This is a genomic window from Serratia sp. (in: enterobacteria) (assembly GCF_052400455.1).
Taxonomy (GTDB): domain Bacteria; phylum Pseudomonadota; class Gammaproteobacteria; order Enterobacterales; family Enterobacteriaceae; genus Serratia; species Serratia ureilytica.
The window spans coordinates 3,252,787-3,273,057 of record NZ_CP185812.1 but is presented as its reverse complement, the minus strand read 5'-3'; the positions used below and the strand labels follow the sequence as shown (position 1 = coordinate 3,273,057).

The 20,271-nt window shown below is 58.8% G+C and carries 16 protein-coding genes; all 16 read left to right on the top strand.

Annotated elements, in window-relative coordinates:
- Positions 1–353 precede the first annotated feature (353 nt).
- The 16 genes from ACORQT_RS15905 (at position 354) to icmH (ending at position 20,255) form a co-directional block, all read left to right on the top strand.
- Entirely contained in the window at positions 354–1,319 is a 966-nt protein-coding gene (locus ACORQT_RS15905; protein WP_033643664.1) for a type VI secretion system protein TssA, read from the top strand.
- Positions 1,320–1,343: 24 nt separating this feature from the next.
- Complete coding sequence (gene tssB, locus ACORQT_RS15900) at positions 1,344–1,901, top strand: type VI secretion system contractile sheath small subunit (protein ID WP_033643663.1); 558 nt, start codon at positions 1,344–1,346, stop codon at positions 1,899–1,901.
- Positions 1,898–3,424, top strand: a complete 1,527-nt coding sequence (gene tssC / locus ACORQT_RS15895; protein ID WP_033643662.1) for a type VI secretion system contractile sheath large subunit — start codon at positions 1,898–1,900, stop codon at positions 3,422–3,424. Before tssB ends, tssC begins: the two co-directional genes overlap by 4 nt.
- 231 nt (positions 3,425–3,655) lie before the next feature.
- Positions 3,656–4,180: an Hcp family type VI secretion system effector gene (locus tag ACORQT_RS15890; RefSeq protein WP_004935369.1), complete on the top strand. Its 525-nt coding sequence runs from the start codon at positions 3,656–3,658 to the stop codon at positions 4,178–4,180.
- A gap of 81 nt (positions 4,181–4,261) precedes the next feature.
- Entirely contained in the window at positions 4,262–4,708 is a 447-nt protein-coding gene (locus ACORQT_RS15885) for a type VI secretion system baseplate subunit TssE (RefSeq protein ID WP_015378391.1), read from the top strand.
- An 11-nt stretch (positions 4,709–4,719) separates the two neighbouring features.
- Positions 4,720–6,561, top strand: coding sequence for a type VI secretion system baseplate subunit TssF (gene tssF, locus ACORQT_RS15880; RefSeq protein WP_164057813.1), 1,842 nt, complete (start codon positions 4,720–4,722; stop codon positions 6,559–6,561).
- Positions 6,554–7,582 (top strand): type VI secretion system baseplate subunit TssG, encoded by a 1,029-nt coding sequence (tssG, locus tag ACORQT_RS15875; protein ID WP_046687388.1) that lies wholly within the window; start codon positions 6,554–6,556, stop codon positions 7,580–7,582. The genes tssF and tssG overlap by 8 nt, the downstream gene beginning before the upstream one ends.
- Before the next feature lie 16 nt (positions 7,583–7,598).
- Positions 7,599–10,184 carry a type VI secretion system ATPase TssH gene (gene tssH, locus ACORQT_RS15870; protein ID WP_033643660.1) on the top strand — a complete coding sequence of 862 codons (2,586 nt, stop codon included), beginning with the start codon at positions 7,599–7,601 and terminating at the stop codon, positions 10,182–10,184.
- 64 nt (positions 10,185–10,248) lie between these two features.
- Positions 10,249–12,510 carry a type VI secretion system tip protein VgrG gene (vgrG, locus tag ACORQT_RS15865; protein WP_444859237.1) on the top strand — a complete coding sequence of 754 codons (2,262 nt, stop codon included), beginning with the start codon at positions 10,249–10,251 and terminating at the stop codon, positions 12,508–12,510.
- A 12-nt stretch (positions 12,511–12,522) separates the two neighbouring features.
- Entirely contained in the window at positions 12,523–14,748 is a 2,226-nt protein-coding gene (locus ACORQT_RS15860) for a DUF2169 family type VI secretion system accessory protein (protein ID WP_197801413.1), read from the top strand.
- The gene (locus tag ACORQT_RS15855) at positions 14,738–15,892 is read left to right on the top strand and encodes a pentapeptide repeat-containing protein (protein ID WP_228287357.1); all 1,155 of its coding nucleotides are present in this window, start codon (positions 14,738–14,740) and stop codon (positions 15,890–15,892) included. The genes ACORQT_RS15860 and ACORQT_RS15855 overlap by 11 nt, the downstream gene beginning before the upstream one ends.
- Positions 15,885–16,499, top strand: a complete 615-nt coding sequence (locus tag ACORQT_RS15850; RefSeq protein WP_033643657.1) for a DUF3540 domain-containing protein — start codon at positions 15,885–15,887, stop codon at positions 16,497–16,499. Before ACORQT_RS15855 ends, ACORQT_RS15850 begins: the two co-directional genes overlap by 8 nt.
- Positions 16,500–16,505: 6 nt before the next feature.
- Positions 16,506–16,871 carry a PAAR-like domain-containing protein gene (locus tag ACORQT_RS15845; RefSeq protein WP_033643656.1) on the top strand — a complete coding sequence of 122 codons (366 nt, stop codon included), beginning with the start codon at positions 16,506–16,508 and terminating at the stop codon, positions 16,869–16,871.
- Between the two features lie 9 nt (positions 16,872–16,880).
- Positions 16,881–17,387 (top strand): type VI secretion lipoprotein TssJ, encoded by a 507-nt coding sequence (locus ACORQT_RS15840; RefSeq protein ID WP_033643655.1) that lies wholly within the window; start codon positions 16,881–16,883, stop codon positions 17,385–17,387.
- A 1-nt stretch (position 17,388) separates the two neighbouring features.
- Entirely contained in the window at positions 17,389–18,747 is a 1,359-nt protein-coding gene (tssK, locus tag ACORQT_RS15835) for a type VI secretion system baseplate subunit TssK (protein ID WP_021505816.1), read from the top strand.
- Positions 18,744–20,255: a type IVB secretion system protein IcmH/DotU gene (gene icmH, locus ACORQT_RS15830; protein WP_033643654.1), complete on the top strand. Its 1,512-nt coding sequence runs from the start codon at positions 18,744–18,746 to the stop codon at positions 20,253–20,255. Before tssK ends, icmH begins: the two co-directional genes overlap by 4 nt.
- The last annotated feature ends 16 nt before the right edge of the window (positions 20,256–20,271 follow it).

The window sequence follows — 20,271 nt, the reverse complement described above, 5'->3', positions numbered from 1 at the left end:
AAATTATTTGTATCCAGTGGTATTACTGGAATTATCCTACCAAGGATGAAACGTTGTTTTTAGGGCAGTTTTTGATTTTTTTCCTATTCTTAGCTTGCATAATTATCGTTTGCAATTTATTGATTTTAAAAGGAAAAAATAAATATGTAAATGTAAAATAGTTTAAACCGATCACTGTGATTCTATTGATAGGTTCAATCTATTATTGTTGTTAATATTAATACATCTAAACAATTTGCGAGCTTGGTGACGACTAACTTACGCTAAAAGGACTCTGGGAAAGACTGGCGAACGTAAAAGCCCGCTTTATTAGGCTTTATGTTTCTAGTGCTGATTGAAAAGGATATCAGGCCATGAATGAAGTCATCTCAACGGAAGTGAATGGCGTCGAATTTGATCCACGATACAGTGAAATTGAATTCACGCTTTCGGAATATGACAGCCAAACCGATCCGCTTAATGCCGTAGACAATGCGCGTGATATCAATTGGCACGCCATTCGCGAGCAGTCTGCCGCGTTGCTGGAACAGTGCTTCGATTTACATGTCGTGCTGTGGTTTATGCGTGCCAATCTTCATATCGACGGTTTTTCGGCCTTCTACCAGGGCATTAAGGATATTGACGCCAAATATGCCGAGGAGGGCGCCACCATTTTCCCTCAGGCGGATATGGAACCCTCATCGGACAGCTTTCATGCGGCCGCATTAGGGTGGCTCGCCACATCGTCCTGTCTGCACGAAATCAAGAACAGCAAGATTTTTCCCGACACGCCGTTAACCACCGACGAGCTGCTGAATATGCGGCTTGACGAGCAGGAAGGCAAAAGCCTGCATTTTTCGGAGGTGGTAAAGGTGCTGGGGCAAGCCGACAGTTATTTTGCTGGCAGAAATCTGCCTTCGCTGAAAGAGCAATTGGCGCTGGAAATCGATGCGCTGGAGCGCGTCGAGAATTACGCCAATCTGCAGGCCGAAGATTATCGTTTAGACTGCCGGCAGGTGCGCGACTATTTGAAACAGTTCAACCGCCAGCTGGCTTCACTGGAACAGCAGGAATTGCCGGCTGAACGGGATGACGCGGAGATTGACTCGCCGGATGCTGACGCGCCTGTCGCCATGCCCGGCAAATATATCCGTTCCCGGCAGGATGTCATCTTGCTGTTGGATCAGGTTTTGGACTATTTCCAAAACTATGAGCCCAGCCATCCGGCCCCCATTCTTATTCGACGTTCACAAAAAATGATCGGTATGGACTTCGCGACGATTGTTGAGGAGCTTTTGCCGGAATCTCTGGCCTCGTTAAATCAATTGTCCGGGAAGTAATTTTTATCACAAAGGAGTTTTCCAATGGCTAAGGACTCAAGCTCTCAGAAATTTATCGGTAAAAATAACGCGCCGCGCGTGCAAATTGAATATGACGTAGAGCTTTACGGTTCACAAAAGAAAGTGGAGTTGCCCTTTGTTACGGGGGTCATGTCCGATCTCTCTGGGCATCGGAAAAAGCCTTTGCTGCCGATCGAAGAGCGGAAATTCCTGACCTTTGATCAGGACAACTTCAACGATCGCATGCGCGCCATCAAGCCTCGTCTGCAATTTTACGTAGAGAACACCCTGAGCGAAGACGATGCGTTGCTGGACGTGGAATTGGAGTTTGAATCGATGGATGACTTCACGCCTGGCGCCATCGCCAAACGGGTTCCGCAGATGCAACGCCTGCTTGAAGCCCGGGAGCATCTCACGGAGCTGATCACCTATATGGATGGTAAATCCAGCGCGGAAGAAGTGGTGAAGAATCTGCTGGAGAAACCCGATTTTCTGCATCGTTTGGTGACGGATGCGCGTAAAACGGTCGCGGATGCGGAACAGGATGTGCAGGATTCCGGCAATAAAGGAGATGAGGAATGAGAGCGAGGCAACGACGCTATTCGGCTAAGCAGCAGGCTACGGCAGTCGCTGAAGTTGAAACGCAGGAAACGGAAAATGAGCTTGACGGTTTGCTCAAGCGTTCATTCCGGCCCAGAACGAACGAGGCTTCGGAAGCGGTTCGTCGGGCTATCGGCACGCTGTCCGAATATGCCAATAAAGGCAAGGTCAAGGTCAGCCAGGATGTCGTATTGACCATTGAATCGTTGATTGCCCAGATCGACGAACAGCTTTCGCAACAGATGAACAATATCTTGCACCACAAGGAGTTCCAGAAGCTGGAGTCCGCCTGGCAAGGTTTGAGTTATCTGGTCGATAACACCAACGTCAGCGAAACGCTCAAGATCCGGGTGTTGAACATCAGTCAGGATGAGCTGACGCGCAATTTGCGCCGCTATCGGGGCTCCGCCTGGGATCAAAGCCCGGTGTTCAAACAGATTTACGAACAGGAATATGGTCAGTTCGGCGGCGAGCCTTTCGGTTGCATCATCGGCGATTTTGAATTCGATCACAGCCCGATGAGCGTTACGCTGCTGACCGAGTTGGCGAAAATTTCCGCGGCGTCGCACTGTCCGTTCATTTCCGCCGCGTCGCCGTCGCTGCTGCAGATGAGCAAGTGGAACGAACTGGGCAACCCGCGGGATATCGGCAAGATTTTCACCACGCCGGAATATGCGTCCTGGCGCCGCCTGCGCGAAAGCAACGACTCGCGTTACCTGGTGTTGACGATGCCGCGTTTCCTGTCGCGTTTGCCTTATGGGGCGAAAACCAACCCGATCGAAGAGTTCGCTTTCGAGGAGTCCGTCAGGCCGGATGTGGATGATGATTTTTCCTGGGCCAACTCGGCGTATGCAATGGGCGTCAACATCAACCGCGCGTTCCATGAGTACGGCTGGTGTTCGAAGATTCGCGGCATCGAATCCGGCGGCTCGGTGGAAGAACTGCCCGCCTACGCGTTTCCATCCGATGAGGGCGGATATGAACTGACGTGCCCGACGGAAGTGGCCATTTCCGATCGGCGCGAGCAAGAGCTTTCCGACGCCGGGTTCTTGCCCCTGGTCTATCGCAAGCATTCCGATTTCGCCGCTTTTATCGGTTCTTGCACCATGCACGCGCCGGCGAAATACGAGGATCCCGACGCGACGGCCAACGCCAAGCTGTCTTCGCGCTTGCCTTATATTTTCGCCACGTGCCGATTCGCGCACTATTTGAAATGCATCGTGCGCGACAAAATCGGTTCTTTTCGGTCCAGGGACGATATGCAGCTGTGGCTGAATGACTGGCTGATGAACTACGTCGATGGCGATCCTTCCGTATCGACCGAGGCGACCAAGGCGCGTCGTCCATTAGCCGCCGCCGAGGTGCGCGTTGAGGATGTAGAAGACGATCCGGGTTATTACCGCGCGCATTTCTATTTGCGCCCGCATTACCAGTTGGAAGGCATGACCGTGTCCTTGCGACTTGTATCAAAACTTCCGTCAGCCAAAAAAGATGGGAGCAGATAAGTTACGGCTGGTCATTGGTTTGGATATTGCCGACGTTAATTATTAAATGGCGTTGGTGGGAATTGATATTTCATTGAAATTTAGTGGCGCTGTTTTTTACGCTATTGCTATTTATTAATGGCTAATGGGTTCTCATTGTCGCTATTTCAATGATCGCGTAGGCAATATAACGACTTATCTGAATAGACTTTTCAATTAACGAAGTAGACCTATCAGTCAAGGAGACAAAAAATGAGCACGAAAGCTTTAGTAGACTATTTTTTGAAAATTGAGGGTGTTGATGGTGAATCACCCGACCAAACCTACCCTGGCTGGATTCAGCTGCAAGCCTGGCAATGGGCGGAAGAAAACGCCGGCCGTTGGGGGTTCGGGAGCGGCGGCGGTTCAGGCAAAGTCGAGATGAAAGACTTTGAGTTTCGCATGGTGAGCAATAAGGCTTCGCCGAAACTGTTCCTGATGTGCGCCACCGGCGAGCATATTCCTCAGGCAAAACTTGTTTGCCGTAAATCAGGCCAGGGTCAGCAAGACTTCATTGCCGTGACCTTCAGCAACTGCCTGGTTTCCTCATTCAAGACCGTGGGTAATATGCCGCTGAATTCCACCATCGGTACTGAAATCGATACCGTGCTGCCAACCGACGTTATCAAGCTGAATTTCGCACGTATCGAAGTTGAGTACAAAGAGCAAAACAATGATGGCTCCATGGGTGCGGTAATTAAGACGGGGTATGACCTCAAGCTTAATGCCCGTATCTGATCATTGATGTCACAACACTAATTGCAGGCTGTCTGCCCGCAGCGATTGCGGGCAGACATAAGCCTTATCGCGAGGTGTTAAATGAAAGCGTCATTGCCCATGCTATTCGATAAGCTCAGCGTGAGACATCAAAGCGCCAGCGCCGATAATTGGCGGCGTGTTTTGGTGCGTGATATCGAATTTTTACTGAATGACGCATCGCGCAGCGCTGATTTGAAACTTCATGATTATGCGCACAGCGAAAGTTCGGTATTGAATTATGGCCTGCCGTCGCTGAGCCAACGCATACCGATTAATACCGATCCGTTAACGCTGGCGAGACATATACAAAGAATCATTACTTCGTTTGAGCCGCGTCTGGATCCGAAAACGATTCGTGTGGTGCCTGTAGTGAATGAACGCCAATCGTATGTGCTGGCGATTTTATTCGATATTTATGGCACCTGCTCATTACCGGGTGACGAAATGCTGGTTAATTTGCGCATCGCTCTTGATTATTCCTGTGGCGCCGTACACGTATTTGATTAATAGGGGTGACTATGTTCAGTGAGCGCTTTCTCCAATTATATAATGATGAGCTGCGTTATTTTCGCGAGGCCGGTCGTCAGTTCGCCTCTTCTCATCCCCAGGTCGCCCAGCATTTAGGCATGCATATCGACGGCGTGCTGGATCCTTTCGTTGAGCGTCTGTTGGAGGGCTCCGCGTTCCTTTGCACCCGCATCCAGGAAAAGCTGAACAATGAGCAGCCGGAATTTGCCCTGCAAATGCTCTCACGCCTGGCGCCGCTGTGGTATACGCCGGTTCCCGCGATCGCTACCGTCGCGATTAAGCCCGATCTCTCTTTTCCCCAGTGGCACAGCCAGGTTGACCTGCCGCGCGGGAGCCGCATGACCCTCAACGATATCTCGCTGAACAACAAACCCGCCACGTTCACCACGGCGCGGCATATTAAAGTGCAGCCCGTTGAGATTTCACTGGCGGAATGTGAGATTTTGCCGCCGCACCATTTGCCTGACGGCGCCGCCAGACACATGCAGGATTGCTCGGCCTACGTCAGGATATGCCTGACGACGCACGGCGTGCTTCCCGTCTCGGAGCTGGATCTCGAGCCGCTGCACCTGACGCTGGCGGAAGATACGGTGCGGGCCAATCAACTGCTGGCCGCGTTGCTTAATCGCACCTTGCGCATCGTGCTATGGGCGAAAAGCGACGACCGGCCAATCGTCAAAGTCTTGCAGCCGGACAGCTTGCGCCTGGGCGGCGTCAGCGATGAAGAAGCCTTGTTGCCCACCGTGGTGGGGGAACTGCCCGGCAACCGGCTGATGCGCGAATACTTCGCCGCGCCAAGCCGCTTCTTCAGCCTGGAGCTGCATGGCGTGCAGGATTTTCTGCGCCAATGTGAACGCGTTCACGAGTTCGAGATCTTGTTCGCGCTGGAGCAACGCCCACTCACTCTGATCGGTCGCGTCAACGCCAGGGATTTTCATCTTTTCGCGACCCCGGTCATCAACCTGTATCGCCGCCATTGCTCGCCGGTGCTGCTGACGGATGAGCGCACGGAGCACCAGCTGGTGGTCGATCGTTTGAACACCTCGCTGTATGAGATACACAGCGTAAAACAAGTGAAAGGCATGCTGCCCGACGGCAACCCGGTGATTTTCTCTTCGCTGCAGGCCGACGTGCAGTACGACTGCGAGCGGGAGCCGGCCGGTTATACGCTGCACCGTCGCCGGGAGCCGTCGCCCTCCAAGTACAACAATCCGCACCTGCCCAACGAAGATACCTTCATCGCCATCTCGCCGGGCAAAAGCGGCATCGACATCGACGACATCACGTCGCTCAGCGTCGAGGCGATGGTATGCGAACGGCATCTGGTGCCGGCGCACCTTCAGCAGCCGCATTTCCAGCTGGAAACGGCGATGCCGATCCACCAGGTGGAGATCGTCCGCTACCCGAGCAACCCGGTCGCGGTGCCGAACATCAGCCAGGCGTGGCAGGCGATTCAGATGCTGGCCTCCAATCCTTTGCGCCATGCGCGCCCCGACGTTCAGGATTGTTCGGCGCTGTTGCGCGACTGGCTGTCGTTGTTCTGCCATCAGGATGACTCCAGCCAGCGCAAGCGCATCGCCAGCATCAAAAACGCCTGGGTGGAGCACCACTTCGAACGCAATCAGGGGCCGGGGCCGCTGGCCTGGATCCGCGGAGCCGAGATCGCCGTCAACTTAAGCGCCAACCATCATGCCGACCACGGCGCCTATCTGTTCGGCAAAATATTGCACCACGCGTTGAGCCAATACGGCGACCTGAACCAAACGTTAAGCATGAAGCTGTTGCTGGATGGGGAAACCCACGCCGACTGGGGGGCGCTCTACTATGGCTGATATGTCGTTGATGCGTGAAACGGCGCTCTCGTTGGAGCCGGCGCCGACGCCGGGGGCGCAAAGCGAAAGCGCGGGCCAGGCCGAAATCCGCGGGCTGTCCAATCGACAGGATTTTTTCGAGCTGCTGCGGCGTATCGAACGCGCGCAGCCGGATGCGCCGCGGCTCGGCGTCTCCAACGATCGCAGCCGCGAAAGGCTCTGCATTACCCAGCCGGCGGATATGGCGTTCGCTTCGCGTGAAATCGCCTCTATCGTGCAGCGCCCTAAGCAAGTGCTGATTCAGGCGCGGCATTTCGGCATGTTCGCCCCCTACGGCCCGCTGCCGATCCATGTGACCGAGCACGCGCGCACCGAAGTCATCGCCAGACGCAACCAGGCGTTCCAGCAGTTCGTCGGCATCGTCAGCCAGCGCTTCGCCGTATTGCACTACCGGGCCTGGGCGCAGCTGAAGGCGATGATCGGCCATGAGCATGACGATGATAAAAACCCGTTCTTGCGCCATTTGCGCCAGACGGTGGGCGTCGATACGGCGCTGACGGTGAACCCGCATATCCAGCGCCTGCGCGAGGCGTACCCCGGCACTTATCTGCCCGGTCGCCGCTCGCTGCGGCAGCTCAACAAGATGTTGGCGGCCTATTTCGCCGTTCCCATCACGATTACGCCGCGCTACGCCAAGTGGATCGATGACGGCAAGCAAAGCGGCAGCCAAAAGCTGGGCAAGTTGGGCAGCACGCGCATCGGCAGCCGCTTTTTCGATGCCCAGTACGGCGCGCATATTCAGATCGGCCCGCTGGGGGCCCCGCAGTATCAGCAGTATCAGCGCGGCAGCCGGCGGCTGCAGGCGCTGGTGAGCATCTGTCATGACTTTACGAGCCATCAGCTGATGCTGGATGTCAGCCTGCTGATTGCCACGGAGCCGGGCATGGCGGCGCAGCTGGGCGGCAAGTCGCTGAGTAAAGACAGTTGGCTGAAACCTAAGACAGGGACGTTTAGGCAGCTGGTTTATCAATCAACAACTTAATATAAGGAAATTTAAGGTGTATCAACGAGAACGTCTTTTTTCGCGATTGGGCCACTTTGCCTATCAGTCGTTCGTCGAAGCGACCAAGCTGTGCCGAACCTTCAGGCACGAATACGTGGAGCTGGAACACTGGCTGAAAGTCCTGGTGGACAAGGAGCGCGGCGACTTGCCGATGATCCTGGCGCACTACGCCATCAACAGTCAGCGCATCAGCGATGCGTTGGATCGCATTCTTCATACCTTGCCTAACCGGACGAATGCGGTGGTGGACCTGTCGACGCAACTGGAAACGGTGGTGGAAAGAGGGCTGCTGATGAGCCAGCTCGCCGAAACGCCGTCCGGCGGGGTGCGCACCATTCATATCCTGGTCGGCATTCTGCAGGATCCCACGTTGCAGCGCAGCCTGTACCGGCTGAGCGACGAGTTCAAAAAACTGCCGATCCCGCAGCTGTTCGACGATTATCCGGCGATTCTGGCGGAGTCCGTCGAGCATGAGGAAGAAGAAGAAGAGGTCTACAGCGCCCACGGCGATGCGCCGGAGGCGTCCGAGACGGTCGATATTCTCGATAAATGGTGCGCCGATCTGACCCGGCAGGCGCGCGACGGTGAAATCGACCCGGTGATTGGTCGCGAAGCGGAGCTGCGCCAGGTGATCGACATCTTGCTGCGTCGCCGGCAGAACAACCCGATTTTGGTGGGTGAAGCCGGGGTCGGCAAAACGGCGGTGGCGGAAGCGCTGGCCTGCAAGATAGCCCAGGGGCAGGTGCCGCCGCTGCTACAGGGCGCCCGGTTGCTGTCTTTGGATCTGGGGCGCATGCAGGCCGGGGCGAGCATGAGGGGCGAATTCGAATCGCGCCTGAAAGCGCTGATCGACGCCATCGCGCATTCGGCGGTGCCGGTGATCCTGTTTTGCGACGAGGCACATACGCTGGTGGGCGCCGGCGGGCAGGCCGGCACCGGCGACGCCGTCAACCTGTTGAAACCGATGTTGGCCAGGGGGGCGCTGCGCATGGTGGCGGCGACGACCTGGTCGGAATACAAACAGTTCATCGAGCCGGATGCCGCGCTGACGCGCCGTTTCCAGTACGTGTTGGTTTCTGAACCTGACGAAGAGAATGCGGTGAACATGATGCGCGCCATCGCCCCGCATTTTGCGCAGCACCACAGCGTCAAGATCCGCGAGTCGGCGCTGCAGGCGGCGGTGCATTTGTCGCTGCGCCATCTGCCGTCGCGGCAACTGCCGGACAAAGCCATCAGCTTGCTGGACACCGCCTGCGCGCGGGTGGCGCTGAGCCAGCATGCGCTGCCTGAAAAAATCGAGTCACTCGAGGCCGGGTTGGCGGTGAAGCGCACCGAAATGAACGGCCTGCAGGAGGAAAGCAAATTCGACGATCTGGCGCTTACCCGCATCACTGAATTGCAGCAGACCCTCAGCGACATGGAAGGTGAACTGGATGCGCTGCGTCAGCGGCAGGCGCAGGAGCAACAGGCGGTCACCACCTTGCTCGACGCGGAGCGGCAGTCGCCGGAGCGCTTGCCGCAGTTGGCCTCCGAGCTGGGAGCCTTGCAAGACGGCGGCCTGCCGTTGGTGTATCCGTGGGTGGACGACCGCGTTGTGGCGGAGGTGTTGTCGGATTGGACCGGCATCCCCACCGGCCGCATGCTGCAAAGCGATCTGGACAATGCGCTCAATCTCAACCAACTGCTGAGCCGCCAGATATTCGGCCAGCAGACGGCGATCGATGAAATCGCGCAGGCGGTGCGCATCTCCCGCGCCGGCATTCAGGCGCACGATCGGCCATTGGGCGTTTTCATGCTGTCCGGCCCGAGCGGCGTCGGCAAAACGGAGACCGCGTTTGCGCTGGCGGAGGCGATGTACGGCGGCGCGCATAACCTGATCGTCTTCAATATGAGCGAGTTTCAGGAATCGCATACCGTTTCCACCCTGAAAGGGGCACCGCCGGGCTATGTCGGCTACGGCAAGGGCGGCAAGTTGACGGAGGCGGTGCGCCGCAAACCTTATTCCATCGTCTTGCTCGACGAATTCGACAAGGCGCATCCCGATATCCACGAGGCGTTTTATCAAGTCTTCGACAAGGGCGTGATGGAAGACGGTGAGGGCCGCATGATCAGCTTCCGCCAGTGTTTCATTTTAATGACGAGCAATATCGGCGCCGGCGAAATAGAAGCGACGCTGGCGGAAACGCCGGATCTGAAAACCGAAGCGCTGCGGCCGATGCTGCACGACGTGCTGGCGCGCTTCTTCCCGGCGGCGCTGTTGGCGCGCATGAACGTCATTCCCTACGTGCCGCTTTCTACCGAAGCGATAACCCATATCGCCACCAAACAGATTTCGCGTTTACAACAGCGTTTGCACAAAGAAGTGGGCGTGTCGCTGGTGCTGGAAGGCGACATTCCAGGCTGGATAGCCAAACGCATCAGCGCCCATCCTTCGCGCGGCAGAGCGGTCGAGTCGCTGCTGCAGCAGGCGATTTTGCCGCCCATCAGCAATGAAGTGCTGCAGCGCAAACGGACGGGACAGGAACTGCAGAATATCCAACTCATGGTCGAGAACGATAGTTTAAGTGTTTATTTCGACTGATTTTTAATTTGCCGCCGGCCCGCAAACGCGGGGCGGGGTTCGATATCGGATCAGAGAGGTTGTTATGCCTTTAATCGAAATTGATAACCCGGTGTTAGCCGAATTAAATGCGTTTCCACTCAGCTTCACCACCAAAGAAGGGTTGTCGAGCAACTCGCAATATACGCTCGAATTCGAATGTGAACAGGCGGACGTTGATTATGAATCTCTGCTGGGTCAAGGGATCAGCATTCAAATAGAAAGGCCGGATTTCGGCGCGCGGCCGTTTTACGCTTACGTGATCGGCGCCTCCGATTCGGGGCAGCATCAGGATAAGTTCGTTTATAAGCTGGAGCTGAGCACCTGGCTGTGGTTTTTGATGCAGAACCGCAACAGCCGCATTTTCCAGGATTTGAACGTGCTCGACATCATCGAGCAAATCTTCTCGCGCTACGGTTTTGCCGACTACCGTCTGGATATTCAAGGCACTTATCCGACGCGTGAATATTGCGTGCAGTTTTCCGAAACGGATTTCGCGTTTATCAGCCGCCTGCTTGAAGACGAAGGCATCTGGTATTACTTCGATCACGCCGAGGATAAACACACGCTGGTGATCACCGACCGGCAGAATTTCGACGATCTGGATTTCGGTTACGCCGTGTTGCCGTTCATGCCGGACAGCGAAGAAAACCGCGCCATCCGCGAAGGGATCCAGCGCATCCAGCGTTCACGCAAAGTGCGCCCGAATGAAATCGTGCTGCGCGACTTCGACTTCCAGAACCCGCGCAAGAACCTGCAAACCAAGGTGGAAGAGAGCCGCCTTGGCCTGCAGAACACCCCGTTGGAGTGGTACGACTACGCGGCGGGTTATGTGGATACCGAACGCGGTGAAAACCTGGCGCGGCTGCGCCTTGAAGAAATGCAAAGCGACGGCCATCTGCTGTTTGGCGAGAGCAACGCCGTCGGGCTGATGGCCGGCAAGGATTTCTCCTTGATTTTGCACCCGGACGCCAACCGCAACCGCCGCTTCAAGCTGACTCGCTGCGACTATGTGTTCGTGCAAGACGGCCCGGACAGCAGCAGCGACGGCCGCAACGTCACCTGCCGTTTCAATGCGTTGAACGACGACGTGCCGTTCCGCCCGCTGCGCGAAACGCCAAAGCCGCAGATGCCGGGCATCCAGAGCGCCACCGTGGTCGGCGCGCCCAACTCCGAAGTGCATACCGACAAATTTGCGCGCATCCGCGTGCATTTCCACTGGGATCGCTACAAAACCACCGAGGAAGACAGCTCTTGCTGGATCCGCGTGGTGCAGGCCTGGGCCGGGAAAGGCTGGGGCGTGATCGCCATGCCGCGCGTCGGTCAGGAAGTGCTGGTGACCTATGTCGACGGCGATCTCGATCGTCCGATGGTGACCGGGATTGTGTATAACGGCGACAACCCGCCGCCTTATCAGTTACCTGAATACATCAACTACTCGGGCATGGTGTCGCGTTCGCTGCGCTTCGGCAAGCCGCAGCATGCCAGCCAGTTGACCTTCGATGACAACCGCAACAACGAACGCGTCATGCTGCATGCCGAACGCGATCTGCAAACCACGGTGGAGCGCAACCAGGCCACCGAGGTGGGGATGGACAAGTTCGACATCATCCGCCGCACCTTTACCGACTGGTTCACCAACCACGTCTCTTACAAGGATTACGTCTTCAGCATTACCGGGTTTGACGCCTCGATTAAAGGCGTCAGCGCGTCGATGACCGGCGTCAGCCTCGCCGCCACCGGCGTGAGCACCTCGTTTACCGGCGTCAGCACCTCGTTCACCGGCGTGAGCACGTCATTTACCGGCGTGAGCACTTCGTTCACCGGGCTGAGCACCTCGTTCACCGGGCAGAGCACCAGCTGCACCGGCGTATCAAACTCGATGACCGGCGAAAGCAACTCCTTCACCAGCATCAGCAACAGCATGACCGGCGAAAGCAACAGCTACACCACGGTCAGCACCAGCCAGACCGGCAGCAGCACCAGCTTTACCGGCGTCAGCGTCAGCACCACCGGCTCGTCGACCAGCACCACCGGCTGCAGCATCAGCACCACCGGATCGTCGACCAGCACCACCGGCTGCAGCATCAGCACCACCGGCAGCAGCGTGAGCACCACCGGCAGCAGCGTCGGCACCACCGGCAGCAGCGTCAGCAGCACCGGCAGCAGCGTCAGCAATACCGGCAGCAGCGTCAGCAATACCGGCAGCAGCACCAGCACGACAGGGGTGTCGATCAGCTATACCGGCGCGTCACTGTCCGAGACCGGCGTCGATTTGAAAAAAGTCGGGATGCAAAGCAAAAACTAACGAGGCGCGGCAATGAGAATCATACGGCCACAGCAATTGGTGGCGATTAAAGGAAGTTACCAGATCGGGACAGACAGCCGGCTCGGCATCAGCGTCGTGGCCGGATGCTACCTGTCCCGGCCTGAGCACTTCGTGAACGAAGCCGAAATCTGGGAGGCATGGAAGCGCGTGCCGCTCAGCCTGCCGATATTGGATGTTGCCGAGCCGAAGCCGTTCGCCGAATACCTGATCGTCGGCCATGCCGGCATCGGTCAGCCGGTGAAAACGCTGAATGTCAGCGCCGACATCGGCGGGCTGAAGCGCCGTTGGCGGGTCGAGGGCGAGGGACGGCGCGGCGCGATGGAGGTGGAACCCTTCCTCAGCGTGCCGCTGGATCACACCTCCGCCTGGGGCGGCAAAGACAACAAGGAGAACCCGTTTGGCCGCGGCTGCAATGACGGGCTGCGGCCGCTGCTGATGACGCTGTCCCCCGAGGGGACCGCGCAGGAGCGCTCTCCGCTGGCGGCGCCGGCGCCGGTGCCGCACGAGTTTGCGCTGCGCAAGGCGCACATCGATAAGGTGGCGGGCCAGATCGCCGGCAAAGCCTATCTCGAGACGGCATTCCCCGGGCTGCCGGCCAATATCGATCGGCGTTATTTCCAGATGGCGCCGCCGGCGCAGTGGTTGCCGGAAGCGGCGTGGCCGGATCGGGTGCCCTTCGAGCTGCAGGGCGTCGGCGCGCAAAGCGAGGCGATTCGCGGCGAGCTGCCGGCGGTGCGCGGACGGGCGTTCATCCGCCGTCACGATAGCGACAGCCTCGAGGAAATCGAGCTGCAGCGCAAAACGCTGTGGTTCCTGCCCGACAGCGACATCGCTTTGCTTATCTTCACCGGCAATGCGCCGTTGACGCATCTGCTGGACGAGTCCATCGAGTCCGTCATGCTGGCGTTGGATCGCTGCGATGCGCCGCGCTCGTTCGACTATTTCCAACAGGTATTCCGCAAGCGCAGCGACGATGACGCCTCGCCCTTTGAGTTTCTGTTCGATCCGGATCTGATGCCGGCGGAGATGGGATTGAACGTCATCCAGGCGGTGTCGGATCACCCCAGCGATTTGCGTTACGATCCGTCGCCCACCTCTCTGGGCGATTCCGCCGTGTTCTATCAACGCATCCGCGAGGCGATCGCCTTGCACCAGCAACAAGCGGCGGCGGAGCCCGCTTCCGTGACGTTGCCCGATCTGCCGGATCTTCCCGCTGAAGACGGCAATGACGCGTTTTTCCCCGATAGCGCGACCGTGGAAGGGAAGACTTTCACCGGTTTGCGCTGCGAGGCGCTGTCGGGCCGGCATTTTCTGCAGTGCCGCTTTGAGCGCTGCGATTTCTCGCAGGCTTCCCTCGACGGCTGCACCTTCGAAAACTGCGTTTTTGATGCGGTCAATTTGACGCAGGCGGCGCTGCGCCAGATCCGCATGATCTCGTGCACGCTGCAAAAGCCGTTGCTGGCGGAAAGCGTGTGGCAAGAGGCGGTCTTCGAACGGGTGACGCTGGCGGAGCCTCAGGGGCAAGGGCTGCGCGCCGACCACGTGAAGCTGGATAACTGCGTTTTCGAACGGGGCGATTTCACCGCGAGCCGCTTTGAACACGCGGCGATCGGCAACGGCATGTTTAATGGCGCGACGCTGATCCGCGCGCAGTTTCTGCAAGGCGAGCTGGACGCGTGCGTGTTTAACCGCTGCCTCGCCGAAGAGGCGGTTGCGCTGGAGATGACGCTCACCAAAAACTCGTTCCTTGGCGGCAACTGGCGCGGCGTGCGCTTCGAACGCTGCCGCGTCGAGAGCCTGACGGCGGGCATGCAGGCGAACTTTTCCCACGCCGTGTTCAGCGATAGCTGTTTCACCAAAGTGGGATTGAAAGCGGCGCGCATGGAGAGGTGCCAACTGCTGTACAGCGTTTTCACTGAATGCAACTTTGACGAGGCCGATCTGACGGCCTGCGCGATCGCCAGCTGCGATCTGGCCGGCGTGCGGTTTAAAGACAGCCTGTTGACGCACTCACGTTGGCAAAACAGCAGCGCTCAGCAAGGCCTGTTTTATAACGCCGATCTGCGCGATGCGGAATTTGACCAGTGCAATCTGGCGGCGGCGCATCTGGCGATGACCTGGCAGGACGCCGGCACGCGGTTCAGCGGTTGTCTGCTGGAGCGCGCGTGTTGGGTGCCGCGCAGAATCATTCATGGGGACTATGTGCATGAAAACTGAAAGCCGCGTGATTCAACAGGCGCTGCCTGACCGAGAGGCGATCGAACTGGAGGTCGCCCAGGCGGTGGCGCAGACGCCGCCCATGCCGCGGATCTTCAAGAAACGCCGGTTTCACGATCGCGAGCTGAAAGGGTTGACGCTGAGCGACTGCTTTTTCATCGACTGTCATTTCGAACGCGTCACGTTTGAAGGCTGTGATTTGCGGGCGGTGCGCTTTGAGGGCTGCACCCTGCAGCAGGTCAACGTGGTCGGCGGCAGCCTGATGCGCCTGTCGTTCAACGAATGCCGGTTTGAGAACCTGACGCTGCAACAGGGGCTGCTGTGCAATTTGGCGTGCAACGACACCACGCTGCAGGGGTGTTACGTCGGCGATTGTCTGCTGGATGACTGCGGTTTGATCCGGTGCGAGGTCAACGGCGCGGAAATTGAACGCAGCAGCCTGGGGCATCTGGCCGTGCAGTCCAGCACCCTGACCAACCTGATGTTTCACCAGGACGTGATACAGGACGCCAACTGGTACGCCTGCCAACTCACGCAGTGCCTGTGGCAGGCGTCGACCCTCGAGCGCCACATCATGGGGAGCTGCCGGCTGGAGACGTGCAGCTGGCAGACGATCGCGGGGCAGGCGCGCATCTGGTTCACCTGCCGCCTGTCGGGCTGCACTTTGGCTCAGCTACAGCTGCAGGGCGCCAGTTTTCACCGTAGCGAGCTGGAGGGGTGTTCGTTCGCCGACAGCGATCTGACCTCGGCGATCTTCGCTGAAGCGCAGGCGCTGCGCTGCGATTTCGAGCGCGCGACGCTGATCCTGGCGCAGGGGCAGAAGGCCCGGTTCAGCGAATGTGCGATGGGCGGCGCCAACTGGGGGCGCGCCATCTTGCCGCAAGCGGAATTCAGGGCGTGCGATCTGGCGTTAGCCAATCTTGAGCAGGCCGAGCTGCGGGAAGCGAACCTGATCGAACAGCCGTTGACCGCCGCTCAGCAACAGAGCGCTCGCCTGCATGGCGCGCAGCGTCATCGCGCCGAAAACGTGCCGCTTACCGCCGATCCGTTCTTGAGCGCGATCGACGCCTGGTATGCGCATCAACAACCGGGGCCGCGGCAACCGTCGTATCAACGGCCAACAGGAGTAAGCAGATATGTATAAATCCAGAAGAGAGCATCAGAAGGTCTATGCCAACGCCAGGGTGACGCCTTTGCAGTTGGTGCGCAGCGCTCCGCTTCCCGAACAAGGGGGGCGCAAGGTGGTGACGCTGGCGGCCGACGCCAACGGCGGTCTGTATGTCGACGGCATGCGCGCGCATTGTCTGGCGGTCGCCACCAGCTGCCTGGTTCAGCCGCTGGCGGGCGATCGCGTTTGCGTCATCGCCGACGGCGACAAGTTGGTCATCACCGAGATCCTGTCGCGGCAACAGGCGAACGCCGTTATGACGCTGGACAGCCGCTGCGCCAACTTGCGCATCGTGGCGCCGGAGATAGAGCTGCAGGGCGGCAAGCGGCTGACGCTGCGCAGCCCGCACTTCACGCTGCTGACGCGCAGCAGCCGTTGGGTTGCCGAAACGCTGCACCAAATCTCTCAACGCCTGTTTGTGCGCAGCAAGCACGCGAGCCGGCGGGTGGAGGAAACCGACGAGGTGCTGGCCAAGCACATCATTCAGGATGCGCGGCAATCCCTCGTCATCAACAGTGAAATTGGTTCCCTGAAGTCTTCGGCGGTGCTGAAGATCGACGGTGGCCAGATACATATGGGGTAAACCACCATGACTGCAGCCAATACCAACATGGGCGGGATCGGCTTTGCCGGCTGCGACCCGATGATACCGGCGCCGGGCCCGAACACCTCGCCCAACAACACCGGCATACCGAACGTGCCTAACATTTTCATTTCCGGCGGCAATGAACAAAACCTCGGCACCACTCGTGTGGCCACCGCCGATTCGGGCGGAGTGATCGGCGCTGCCTCGGGGACGCATTCGGCCCAGGCGCAGCCGGTGCAGGGATCGGGTAAGTATTTCTCCGGCGGCATGCCGGTCACGCGGCTAGGTGATTCCAGCACGACGAACAACAACAACATGGTCTGCACTCAGGTCGCGCCGAGCCAGACCAAATGTTTCGTTAATGCATAGGAGTTCAGCATGGTGAAAACGCTCCGGGGGATTGCGACAGGGGGACTGTTGGCGGTGGGGATGCTCGGCGGATGCAGCTGGTTTTCTCACGATGAGGCTGCGGATGCGGGGCGTCGGTTGCGGTTTATCGACGTCGAGGTGACCGCCAACGACAACGTGAACCCGAATGCCGCCGGGGAGGCGCAGCCGGTCAAGGTGTGCGTGATAGAAACCAATCGCTCGGGGTGGATGCCTGAGGGAATTGGCGACGGCGCCCCTTGCCGCGAGACGGCGCCGTCGGAAGGGGCGCTGAGCCGGCACCAGAGCATTTTGCAACCGAGGGAGACGTTGCGTTATCGCTTCGAGGTGCCGGCGGGGCAAGAGCGATGGGTCGTCGTCGGGGCGGAGTTTCAGCAAATCAGCGGCGTACTGCCGCTCGCCGAGCAAAAGTCCCCTGCGCAGGCTGATTCGCAAATGAAGGTGATGGTGGGGATGACGTCACTCAGCATAGTGACTAACGACAAAATGGATGAATGACATGTTACCTAAACAACGCGTCGCCTGGGTAGAAGGCATGTTGATGGAACCGCAGCATTTCCAGCAGCAGGAACGTTTTTTCGAGCACTTGATTGAAGCGCGCTTGCGCAGCGTCGAAACCTTCACCTGGGGGTTCCTGACGCTGGAGATCGACAACGGGCTATTGGAACAGGGCAAGTTTGCGCTGAAGAAAGCCAAGGGCGTTTTCCCCGACGGCACGGCGTTCAGCATGCCTGAGGATATTCCGCTGCCGCCGCCGCTGGTGCTGGGAGAAGGCTGCCAGGGGAAAGTGGTGTGCCTGTCCGTGCTGATGGACATCGCCGGCAACGCCCAGATCGATCTTATCCAGGATGCGCGAAAAAGCAGCCGTTTTCGCACCATGGACGCCGAGGTGCCGGATCGCAACCACGGCGTCAGCCTGGAGGGGACCCCGCGCGTGTGCACGATGCAACTGGGCAGCCTGGTGACGCGGCTAAGCCTGGAGGACGCGGTCAGCAGCGCGGAAAGCGTGCTGCCGGTCGGTTTCGTGCGCGAGCTGACCAGCGATCGTCGGGTGCTGCTGGATGAGCGCGCCTTGCCGCCGATGCTGGATTTCCGCGCCATCGGCTGGCTGCCCGCTTTCACCACCGAATTGCTTGGGCTGATCAGCCAGCGTCTGGAGTCGGTTTTCCGCCCGGACGTGCATATGACGATCGGCGGGCTTTCCGAGCTGCTGGAACTGCTGCTGCTGCAAACCTTGAGCGAGTTCAATTTGCGCATCAGCCAACTGCTGGCCAGCCCGCAGGTGCATCCTGAAACCCTGTTCGACACGTTGCTGAGCCTGCTGGGGCGGCTCAGCATCATTCCCGGCGGCGAACGCCTCTGGGATCGGGCCGATTTGGTGTATCTGCACGATGAACCGCACAACTGCTACTTCCAGCTGTTCGCCTCGATTCGCCGCGCGCTGTCGCTGGTGATCGAAGCGCCGGCGGTGGCGTTGCCGTTTATCGATCGCGGCGACAGCATTTATCTGTGCCCGAACGACTCGCAGCTGCGCCTGGAAAAACTGGTGTTCGCCGTCAGCTGCGGTTTGTCCATCGAGCATCTGCGCTCGTATTTCCCCGCGCAGGTCAAACTGGGGCCGGTCGAGAAAATCATTCAGCTGATCGATCTGCAATTACCGGGCGCTCGCTTGCTGCCGATGGCCTCGCCGCCGCGGCACATACCGTATTACCCGAACAGCATCTATTTCGAGGTTGATCATGCCGACCCGATTTATAAGGAAATGATGGCCGGCTCGGCGATGGCGCTCAGCATCGTGGGTGATTTCCCCGACCTGCGTTTTGACGTCTGGGGATTAAGGCAAGGGAGGGTGGGATGAACGAATTCGAGAGAAAAATACGCGAGGCGATGGCGGTAACGCGCAACAACGCGACGCCGCGCCTTCCCGCGTCCGGCTCGGTGGGCAAAACGACGGCGGAGATCGCCGCGCTGTCCTTCGGCGCGCGGGCGCTGGCCGCCAAGCTGCGGCCGGGAAGCGCCGGGGTGGCGACGCCCCCCGAACCCAAGCCTTATGAAGCGGAAAGCGTTGCGCCGGAAAGCAGCGAGCCCGCGCCGGGCGAGCGCCCGGCCGAGGCGGCGCCGACCTCGAGCGGGCTGTTCGGCCGCGCCGCGCTGAGCAAGCCCGGCGTGATGATGGGCCATTGGGACAACCCGCTGATCGCCGCCGCTATCCCGGTCCTGCTGCAGGTGGAGCGGGTGCGCGATCAGAAACAGCTGAATCCGGGCGCGGTGCGCGCGCAGATCGTGCGTGAGATCCAACAGTTTCAGCAGACGCTGCTGGCGGATCACATCGCGCCGAGCGATGTGGACAAGCTGGCCTATCTGCTGTGCTCCTACGTGGATGAGTGCTGCATGAGCACGCTCGAATCCGGCGAACTGAATCTCAGCCTGCTGGTGGAGTTTTATCGCGACGCCTGGGGCGGGGAAAAATGCTTCGAGCACCTGCAGGCCTATCTGGCCGCCTCGCCGCGCAACAAGGAGATCCTGGCGTTTTACGATCTGATCCTGTCGCTGGGCTTCGAAGGGCAATACCACGTAATGGAACGCGGCGCGGTGCTGTTGGCCGACGTGCGCAACCGTCTTGACGGCTATCTGTACAGCCAGAACCCGACGCAGACGCTGGCCGATGCCGAGCCGAGCAACGTGGTGCGCAAGGCGACCCGCATCACGCCGCTGAAGCTGCTGTGCTACGGCCTGGCCATCGCGCTGCTGGCGTATGCCTCGGCCGCCTGGTATCTGCACGATCAGTCCCGCGCGCTGCGCAACGCCATTTTGGCCTGGACGCCGCCGCAGCCGCGCAAAATCAACATCATGGAGACGCTGCCGCAGCCGCTGCCGCAAATCCTCAGCGAAGGGTGGCTGGAGGTGCGCGCCGATCCGCGCGGCTGGCTGTTGATCTTCACCTCCGACGGCGCATTCGCCACCGGGCAGTCGAAGCTGTCGGAAGAGTTTAAAAAGAAACGCAACATTGAGCGTTTGGGGGAAGCGCTGGCGCCGTGGCCGGGCGATCTGGAGGTCATCGGGCATACCGACAACAAACCGTATCGCAACACCTCCAACAACTCCAACCTGAAACTGTCCGAGGCTCGCGCGCAGACGGTCGCCGACAAGCTGCGCGAATCCTTGGCCAACAGTAAATACAACCGCACCGTGACATCGGTCGGCAAGGGCGATCAGGAGCCGCTGGACGACAACGCGACGGAAGAAGGGCGCCGCCGCAACCGCCGCGTGGACATCCTTTGGAAAATCGGCGAGAGGGAGATGGCTTCACCGTCTGCAACGTTAAATCAGGCAGGGGTAGCCGCCGAGGTCCCCGAGGATAACTAAGACATCCGCCGGCGTA